Source organism: Salinivibrio sp. PR919 (assembly GCF_001995355.1).
In the GTDB taxonomy this organism is placed as follows: domain Bacteria; phylum Pseudomonadota; class Gammaproteobacteria; order Enterobacterales; family Vibrionaceae; genus Salinivibrio; species Salinivibrio proteolyticus.
The window spans coordinates 1-9,618 of record NZ_MUFL01000102.1 but is presented as its reverse complement, the minus strand read 5'-3'; the positions used below and the strand labels follow the sequence as shown (position 1 = coordinate 9,618).

Sequence of the window (9,618 nt, the reverse complement as noted above, 5' to 3'; positions counted from 1 at the left end):
TTACGAGCCCGAACGTTGTATTCAAACCACCCTTAAAGCCGCGCGCGAACACCAGTTTCCGCTCGATCGCATCTTGTTTGAGTTTACCGAAGGGGAAGAAGTGCTTGATTATGGTCATATTCAACGCATTATTCGCTATTACCGCTCGCAAGGCTTTATTACCGCCATTGATGATTTTGGCGCCGGTTACTCTGGCCTAACGGCGCTGGCTAATATTGATACTAATATTATTAAAATCGATATGGCGCTGGTGAGAGATATTGATACTGACCCGGTGAAACAGGCGATTGTGCGCCACAGTGTGGCAATGTGTGAGGAGCTAGGGCGTCAAATTATTGCCGAGGGGATAGAAACTGAGAAAGAATTACGCTGCTTGCACGATTTAGGCATCGACTTCTTCCAAGGGTATTATATTGCCAAGCCTGAATTCGAAGCATTACCCGCCATAAATCAAGCACCTGGCCTCGACATTTTTCACCGTCAATAATCCGACTATCGAGCCAGCAGTCTGTTGCTGGCTTATTTTAACTGCCTCACAGGGTCAATTGATAATCTTTCTCACTTTGACGCGTTCACGGTATAGTAAGTCGATTATTTGATTCGAAAGGTATTCTTATGACTTGCCGTGACCAAGGCATGCCAGTGCATGGCCTCACTCGACGTCGCTTTCTCCAATCTTCCGCTGCTTTCGCTGCGTTGTCCGCCCTTCCTGCTTGTTCGCTGGTATCCGCATCACGAGATAATGGCATGTGGGAATATCACTTAAGCGCTGAGCCAAGCACAGCATCTTTAGTGCCCGGCCATCAAACGGATGTATTGGCATTTAACGGCAAGATCCCCGCGCCCACGATTCGCTGCCGTCAGGGCGAGCCCGTGACGATTCACTTTACCAATAACCTTAATGAACCCACCACCATTCATTGGCATGGACTCCGCATTCCGATTGAAATGGACGGTGTACCCTTTTTATCCCAACCCCCTATTCAGCCGGGCGAAACCTTTACTTATCGCTTTACACCGCCTGACGCTGGCACCTTTTGGTATCACCCTCACATGAACTCTGTGGTGCAATTGGGCAAAGGCTTGGTGGGCACCATTGTGGTGGAAGAAGCGTCACCGGTCGCGTTTGACGAAGAGCATGTACTCATGCTCAAACATTGGCACCTCGACCCCCAAGGGCAATGGAAAGATCTCGCCATTCCTCGTTACAGCGCCCGAATGGGAACGCCGGGTGAATGGGGCACGGTAAACGGAGTTCATCAACCTAAGTATGAACTACAAGAAAATGCCACCACTCGCCTACGATTAGCCAACGTCGATAATACCCTGACTTATCCCATTCAAGTCCGTGGTGCGGACGCGTGGATTATTGCCATTGACGGCAATCCGATCGCAACCCCTCGACGACTCGAAGAGCACAAGATCGCGCCCGGTATGCGACTCGATATTGGTTTGATCGCCCCCAAAGCCGGAGCCAATGTTGAGATCATGTACATGAAAGGCCGTTTTCCTTTCCTACTGGCTAGCTTTACCACAACGCCATCCACCTTGGTCGAAAAACCTTTGCCCGCCCTGCCACTTAATCCAGTGGCCACTCCTGACTTGGCGAATGCGGAAACGCGACACTTTGTCTTTGAATGGGCCGGCGCAATCACACCCGCCGATAAACAAGGAAAAGGGAAGCACGAATTTTGGCTGATGAATAAACGCGCATGGGAGGGAATGAGCAAAGGCAATATTCCCGATCCGATCGCAACGCTCGAACGGGGCAAAACCTATATTTTCGATTTAAAGAATGTCACTCAGTACCACCATCCAATCCATTTACATGGTCATACCTTTACCGTGCTGGAAATGGACGGTAAACCCGTGACACCTTTCCATACCGATACCGTGCTATTGGGTAAAAATGGCCACGCCAAGGCAGCCTTTGTGGCCGATAACCCTGGCCGATGGATGTACCATTGTCATGTCATTGAGCACATGAAAACCGGTCTAATGGGATTTGTTGAAGTGGTGTAGCGATAAACATCACGTGCACAATAAAACGGCGAGCCTACCTGCTCGCCGTTCATCTTTGGCGCTCCTGTTTAAAGATAGCGCCGTTATGTGCTGGGTTTGTCGGTTTTGAATCGGTTTACCAACTCTGAGAGTTCAGTCGCCACCATACGTAACTCGGCCGCCGTTGCGTTAGTTTGCTCCGCGGTTTCAGCAGCACTATTCGCACCATCCAATACGTTGGTCACATTCTGATTAATGTCTTCCGACACCGAGTGCTGCTCTTCTGTTGCGGTGGCGATTTGCGCGGCCATATCATGGATCTGTCCCACCAATTCTTGAATGGTACTAAATACACTCAGGGCCTCTTCAGTTGCCTCGGTGGTCGTCTGCGAGTGTTCCACACTGCCCTGTAGCTTTTCTGACAGCTGGCTAGTCCGTTGAGTCAAGGCTTGTAACAACTCGTCAATTTCTTCGGTCGATTTGGTGGTCTTTTGCGACAGCACCCGAACCTCATCCGCCACCACGGCAAAGCCTCGGCCATGCTCCCCCGCACGTGCCGATTCAATCGCCGCATTCAACGCCAATAGGTTGGTTTGCTCGGCAATGCCACGAATGGTGTCCAGCATGGCGGTGATATTGTCGTTTTCTTTAGTAAGCTCAGCCATGGCGCTATCCGCTTCGTTGAGCGTGGTCGCCATTTCTTGCACTGCTGCGCGCGTGTTATTCATCAAGGCCATGCCGCGATCAACTTCTGATTGGCATTGCTGCGCCGAATCGGCCGTCTGATTACAGTTTTGCGATACCTCATTGGCCGTCGCGACCATTTGATGGAACGCGGTCGCAATCTGCTCGAGCCCTGAGCGCTGCTGGTGACTTGCGCCATCCAGCTGCTCAGCAAACTGGGTGGTGTGATCGGCATGAGATGTGAGCTTTAGCGAGCGATCTTTAATGCCAATAATCAGCTCTTGGATCACATCCACGAACTGGTTAAAGGCAGTGGCGGTCGTGCCTAGCTCATCTTTGCTGGTTACCGGCAAACGTTTGGTTAAGTCACCTTCACCGCTTGCCGCATCACTGAGCCCATCACTCACCGCAACAATCGAGGCAGAGATTCGGTTAACCATAAAGAAGCCCAGCACCCCGAAAATCACCACTAAAAGTACACCAATCGAGATAATTACGGTTTGCAGTTGATTCACCTGCCCTAACACTTCTTGCTGCGGCACAATACCAATTAAACGCCAGCCGCTATCGGGCGCTTGATACTGGTTAACAAAATAAGACTCACCGTCAAATGACACCGCCTTGAGCGAACGGCTTAGCGATTGACCGCTGTAGACGCTATTCACGCCATCCACAGATTCAAAGTTGTTATCTGGGTTATTGGGATCGGCCAAGACGGTGCCGGTATCTTCCACCAGCACAATGTAACCTGACTGGCCGAGCGTGACCTCGCCAAGCATATTGGTCAATGCCTCCAAGGTAACATCAACACCCACCACCCCAGTCAGGCCGTCTTGCGCAGGAAACTCCATCACATAATCCAGTAAAGGTGCGCCCGATGTAATATCTTGGTATGCCGGTACGCGCACAGGGTTATTACCACTCCCTAACCCCGTCTTAAACCAAGGGCGCTGCCGAGGATCGTAGTTGCCAGACTCCCCTTGCGGCCACTGAATGTAGCCCCCATCGCTTAAACCGAGAAAGACATAGGCGAAATCATCACGCGAATTACCCATTGCATCCAACAATTTAAACGCACGAGCTTCGACCGGGCTATTCTGAGGCGATGTCATTTKCTTTGCCGGGCCCATGTATTTGGCGACACTGCCATCGAGCTCTTGCAGGGCTTGGCTATTGGCTAACATTTTCGCGTTAGCAGACAGGCCTTGTAGGTAGAACTTAAACGCATTCCCAATGTGCTGCATTTCCTTATAAGAGCTTTGCTCGTAGCTAATTAGGGTACTTGTTCGGAACTGATACAAGGCGACGACACTAATAATCAGTGTCGGCAATACCACCCCTGTCAACACAATGGCTAAAATACGTTTTTTAATACTCATAACTGACCCCCGTCAGTGACTACCTACCGTTCAGTATTAGTATGTCAACTATCAATAGTGACTTATTGAGACTAGAACAGGCATTTTCAGGCAGCCATAAAAAAGCGGATTTAACGGCGCTGGCAAATCGAAACCAACAGGATGAGAAAGATTTCTAGGCAATAAATTATAAATCATGGACACGGATTGCATCCTACACACAAAGCAAATATATTAGTCAAAGCTAAAATAAAAGGTGAGACGATGACCAAGAAAAACTATCAAGAAATCAATGAGCAACAATTGGCGTTAAATAAACAATTTAAAGCAAACAGCAGTGAGACCCTGGCGGCATTTGGTCAGCTTCATCGCGCTGCAATGGCAGAAGGCGACCTTGATGTAAAAACCAAAGAGTTGATTGCATTGGGGATTGGTATTGCCGCGCGTTGCGATGGCTGTATCGGCGCACATGTTGCCGCCGCATTAAAGCACGGTGCGACCAAGCAAGAATGTGTAGAGGCAATCAACGTTGCCATTTTAATGGGCGGCGGCCCGTCGTTGATTTATGGTGCGCAAGCCCTAGAGGCGGTTGAGCAGCTTAGCAACGCGTAACCTTATTGCTCACTGCCCATAAAAAAGCGCAGCTGCTTGACGCTGCGCTTTTTATTCTCCATCGCCCTAGTTAGCCGCGATAATACCGCTGCGGTACAAAGGGCATTTTCTCGACGGTCATGGGCAGCTTTTTACCACGTACTTCAGCAAACACCTCCGTGCCCTCCGCGGTAAATTCCGGTGACACATACGCCATTGCAACGGGCATGCCTTTAGTGGGACCAAAGGTACCACTGGTCACGATACCAATTTCGTTATCGTTGGCATCGAACAGCTTGCTGCCTTCACGCACAGGCGCTTTACTTTGGCCCAAGAGACCAATTCGCTTACGGCTGACCGCTTTAGTGGCAATCTGCTCGAGAATTTTCGCCTCACCGGGGAAGCCACCGGCGCGCTTACCCTCCGCACGACGCACTTTACTGATTGCCCAAATAAGGCTCGCTTCGATTGGCGTAGTGGTGGTATCCAAATCATGACCATACAGGCACAAACCACATTCCAAACGCAGTGAATCACGTGCACCTAGGCCAATCCATTCCACGTCGTCATTGGCAAGCAGCGCTTTGGCGAGGGACTCTGCGTGCTCCGCTGGCACCGAAATCTCAAACCCATCTTCGCCAGTGTAACCGGAACGACTCACCACGCAATGAATGCCATTAATCTCAACAGGTTGAATGTCCATGAACACCATGTCATTAACCTTCGGGTTGAATGTCGCCAGCACTTGCGCAGCCTTTGGCCCTTGCAGTGCCAACAGCGCACGATCATCAAGCACCTCAACGGTCACATCCCCTTTCAAGTTATCGCGCAGATGCTGAATGTCCTGTGCTTTGCAGGCGGCGTTAACGACCAGAAAGAGATGATCGCCTAGGTTGGCAATCATGAGGTCATCCAGAATTCCACCTTGTGCGTTGGTGAACACGCCATAACGTTGTTTGCCTGCCGGTAAATCAATGACATCAACAGGCACTAAGGCTTCTAGCGCTTTGGCTGCATCCTTTCCGTCGAGACGAACCTGCCCCATATGCGATACATCAAACAGACCTGCGTGTTCGCGGCAATGGAGATGCTCTTTGCGAACACCGAGCGCATATTGGACGGGCATATCATAGCCAGCAAAGGGGACCATCTTTGCGCCCATCTCAATGTGCAATGCGTGTAGTGGGGTCGTTAGTAACTCTGCCATTGTTCACTCCATGTTCTGCCTAAATGGCGATAAAAAGTAATGCTAGTCGACGATGCGCGTCGCCAGTTTTCGTGACATTGCGTTAAGATGCGGTCACCCACAAGATGAGTGCGTCATCCTCGCTGACCGATGCCAACATATGTCCCATCGTGGCATCGTAATAAACACTGTCTCCCTCATTGAGGGTGATCGCTTCATAAAACTCAGAGTAAAAGCGAATGCTGCCTTCCAACACCAGCAAAAACTCTTCACCATCGTGACGGATCCAGTCACTGTAATCTTCAAAAGCGCGGGCACGGACACGCGACTTAAATGGCATCATCTTTTTGTTGCTCAGTTGCGTTGCCAGTAGCTCGTGTTCATAGGTGCCGGTTGGATGCGCCTTACCCTGACCGGCTCGTGTAATATCACGGCGCCCTGTTGCTTGCCGTTTTTTGGGTGGCGCAAACAACTGAGGCACGTCAATGTCTAGGCCGTGAGCGAGTTTTTGCATCGCTTGGAAAGTCGGGGAGATTTGCTCATTCTCTATCTTTGATAAGGTCGAGCGCGCTAATCCCGTGCGTTGACTTGCTTCTTCGAGCGTCAGCCCTAACCCCACTCGAATCGCTTTTAATCGTGGGCCCAACCGCAACGGCGCAATTGGCGCACGTTGTTCATCATCCATTTGCGCTTTTTCTACCTGCATTGAGGGATACACATCCTGTGTTAAATGGTTTGTTGACACCGTTGGGCTGCCTCCGCGCTAACATGGTTAACTCTATTAACGCCGCATTCTGACACATCCCACCCTCGAACGTCATCGGCATAGTTAACACTTTTAACAAAAAAGTTTCCTATTGGAAATATTGTCCTGTTGGGCAAGGTGCAACCGCCTCGTTCCCCTCAATTTCGTGAATCAATGGATCGCCGCCAATACGCTTAAAAGGAAAAGTCCATAAATGACAAGCAGTCATGGCGTTGCGATGCAAAAAACGATGATGAGAAACCCGACGCTGTTTGCAATTTACCTCAGCTTAGGATAAAAAGGCAAACGTTTGCGTAACAAGGTTGATCGTATAGCCAGAGGTCGTTATGTCATCGCGATCACAACATAGGTTTCCTATTGGAAATTTATTTTGCGGAAAAGTTACGGCTTAGGTACGTTAACAAAATGTTTAAATCATCACCAGCGCGTACCGGTTGTTATCACTCTCGCCGCTTGCAGCGACCTGTTTCAGGTAGCGTTCTGTGGCAAGGATATAAACTGTAGGTAGCACTGCTGATGAGTGAGCAATGCAAGGTGTCTACAAAGACATCTACCAACAACAATACGTACCTTACCTGTGTAGGAGACATGCCATGAGTCACAGCATGTTTGACCTGTTTAAAGTCGGTGTCGGACCCTCCAGCTCGCACACCGTTGGGCCAATGTTGGCCTGCGCACGCTTTTCACAATTCGCGATCCAAACACTCTCGCTCGATGCGATTCATCGCGTGAGCGTCGATTTATACGGCTCCTTAGCGTTAACCGGAAAGGGCCACGCCACGGACGTCGCGTGTGTGATGGGGCTAATGGGCGAAATGCCCGCCACCATCGAATCAGACGACATTGAAACCATGACCAAAATGGTTAAAAACGGCGGCGAACTGCCCTTTGCTGGTAGTCATTATGTCCCGTTTAGTTGGGATGCGGATTTGGTGTTTCACTACGAWCAGGTGTTACCCGCCCATCCCAATGGCATGACCGTCAGTGTTTATGACAAAAAAGACAAATGCTTGGCACGAAAAACCTATTTTTCGGTCGGCGGTGGATTTGTGGTGGAAGAAGGTGAAACGGATGCGCTGGCCTCCGACTTTACGCCCCCCTATCCGTTCAAAAGTGCGGCAGAGTTACTTGAGCAATGCGAAAAAACGGGCATGACAATCAGTGAGCTGATGTTTACCAATGAAATTGCCCAAGCTCAGTATACCGACCCCAGTGCGACGCGGGATACCGTCAATCAAGGGCTCGATCATATTTGGCAAGTGATGCGCGAGTGCATCGACCGCGGTATTCAACAAGGCGGCGTCTTACCCGGCGGTTTAAATATTAAGCGACGCGCTAAAGGGATGTACGACGCCATTCATGACAAACAAGCGCATGGATTACCGACAGACAGCAATGATTGGGTCAATCTGTTTGCCATGGCAGTCAACGAAGAAAATGCCGCCGGTGGCCGAGTGGTTACCGCGCCGACCAATGGCGCAGCAGGTGTGATCCCAGCGGTGTTGGCGTATTACGACAAGTTTGTCTCGCCCAACAATCCAGAAGGTATTCGTACCTTTTTAGCGACTTCTGCCGCGATTGGTTCCTTGTATAAAACCAATGCGTCTATCTCTGCGGCCGAAGTGGGTTGCCAAGGAGAAATCGGAGTAGCCTGTTCCATGGCAGCAGCGGGGCTCGCTGCAGCGATGGGAGGCACCAATGCGCAGATTGAAAACGCTGCAGAGATTGGCATGGAACACAATCTAGGACTCACTTGCGATCCCATCAATGGCTTGGTGCAGGTGCCCTGCATCGAACGCAACACTATGGGCGCCGTGAAGGCGATTAACGCAACCCGCCTCGCTCTCGGCGGTGATGGTGAGCACCATGTGTCACTCGATAGCGTGATAAAAACCATGCACGAAACAGGGCTCGACATGATGAGCAAGTACAAGGAAACCTCGCAAGGCGGCCTTGCTACCAATGTGATCCCAATTAATGTGGTGGCCTGCTAACCCATGGCCAGTCAACAAGGATGAAGCAATGAAACCCAGCTACCCAAACGTGGAACTTGAGCAATTCTTCTCAACCAACTTGTCTGAATCAGACGGTGCCGTGATGGCCGCGATTAACGCGGAACATAAACGCCAGCAGCAACAAATCGAATTGATTGCGTCAGAAAACATCGTTTCGCAAGCCGTGATGCAAGCGCAAGGCACCTGCTTAACCAATAAATACGCCGAAGGTTATCCGGGCCGCCGCTATTATGGCGGCTGCGAGCACGTTGACGAAGTCGAAGCCATCGCTCAAGCCCGTGCCAAACAGCTGTTTAACTGCGAGTATGTCAATGTGCAGCCGCATTCGGGCGCACAAGCCAACGGCGCCGTGATGCTGGCGCTACTGCAACCCGGTGACACCATTTTAGGTATGTCACTCGATGCTGGCGGCCACCTCACTCACGGCGCGCGCCCTGCGCTATCCGGTAAATGGTTTAACGCTGTGCAGTACGGCGTGAGCAAAGACAGTCTAGAAATTGATTACCATGAAGTCGCGGTGCTGGCTCGCGAGCATCAACCCAAGATGATTATCGCCGGGGGTAGTGCGATCCCACGTCAGATTGATTTTGCCCGTTTCCGCGCGATTGCCGATGAAGTGGGTGCCTACCTGATGGTTGATATGGCGCATATCGCTGGCCTAGTGGCCACGGGCGCCCATCCCTCGCCACTGCCCCATGCGCATGTGGTTACCACCACTACGCATAAAACCCTGCGTGGCCCACGCGGTGGCATGATCCTCACCAATCACGAGGACATCGATAAAAAGATCAACTCGGCCGTGTTCCCCGGTCTGCAAGGCGGTCCGCTGATGCACGTGATTGCGGCCAAAGCCGTTGCATTGGGTGAGGCATTAGAGCCTGAGTTTAAACTGTATATTGATCAAGTGGTTGCTAACGCCAAAGCGCTCGCGGAAGTGCTCCTGGCCCGTGGCTGCGACATTGTTACCGGCGGCACCGATACCCACTTGATGCTAGTTGATTTACGCCCCAAAGGCTT

General features: G+C 50.9%; 8 protein-coding genes. 5 read left to right on the top strand and 3 right to left on the bottom strand.

Going from position 1 to position 9,618, the window contains the following annotated elements; translation table 11 throughout:
• Together BZG83_RS14770 and BZG83_RS14765 are read left to right on the top strand one after the other, a co-directional pair.
• A partial coding sequence (locus tag BZG83_RS14770) for an EAL domain-containing protein (RefSeq protein ID WP_131825101.1) occupies positions 1-487 on the top strand: 487 nt, incomplete at its 5' end.
• Between the two features lie 149 nt (positions 488-636).
• Positions 637-2,022 (top strand): multicopper oxidase family protein, encoded by a 1,386-nt coding sequence (locus tag BZG83_RS14765; RefSeq protein WP_077481657.1) that lies wholly within the window; start codon positions 637-639, stop codon positions 2,020-2,022.
• An 83-nt stretch (positions 2,023-2,105) separates the two neighbouring features.
• On the opposite strand, the gene BZG83_RS14760 is transcribed toward BZG83_RS14765, so the two are convergent.
• Positions 2,106-4,064 carry a methyl-accepting chemotaxis protein gene (locus BZG83_RS14760; RefSeq protein ID WP_077481655.1) on the bottom strand — a complete coding sequence of 653 codons (1,959 nt, stop codon included), beginning with the start codon at positions 4,062-4,064 and terminating at the stop codon, positions 2,106-2,108.
• A gap of 243 nt (positions 4,065-4,307) precedes the next feature.
• Here BZG83_RS14760 and BZG83_RS14755 point away from each other — a divergent pair, with 243 nt between their 5' ends.
• A complete protein-coding gene (locus tag BZG83_RS14755) occupies positions 4,308-4,655 on the top strand; it encodes a carboxymuconolactone decarboxylase family protein (protein ID WP_077481653.1) in 348 nt (115 codons plus the stop codon).
• Between the two features lie 70 nt (positions 4,656-4,725).
• On the opposite strand, the gene gcvT is transcribed toward BZG83_RS14755, so the two are convergent.
• Both gcvT and BZG83_RS14745 read right to left on the bottom strand, forming a co-directional pair.
• Positions 4,726-5,841, bottom strand: coding sequence for a glycine cleavage system aminomethyltransferase GcvT (gcvT, locus tag BZG83_RS14750; protein ID WP_077481651.1), 1,116 nt, complete (start codon positions 5,839-5,841; stop codon positions 4,726-4,728).
• 82 nt (positions 5,842-5,923) lie between these two features.
• Positions 5,924-6,526, bottom strand: a complete 603-nt coding sequence (locus BZG83_RS14745; RefSeq protein WP_077481649.1) for a helix-turn-helix domain-containing protein — start codon at positions 6,524-6,526, stop codon at positions 5,924-5,926.
• A 653-nt stretch (positions 6,527-7,179) separates the two neighbouring features.
• On the opposite strand from BZG83_RS14745, the gene BZG83_RS14740 reads away from it, so the two are divergent.
• Complete coding sequence (locus BZG83_RS14740; RefSeq protein WP_077481647.1) at positions 7,180-8,580, top strand: L-serine ammonia-lyase; 1,401 nt, start codon at positions 7,180-7,182, stop codon at positions 8,578-8,580.
• A 28-nt stretch (positions 8,581-8,608) separates the two neighbouring features.
• The coding region (locus BZG83_RS14735) for a serine hydroxymethyltransferase (RefSeq protein WP_077481645.1) at positions 8,609-9,618 on the top strand (1,010 nt) is incomplete at its 3' end.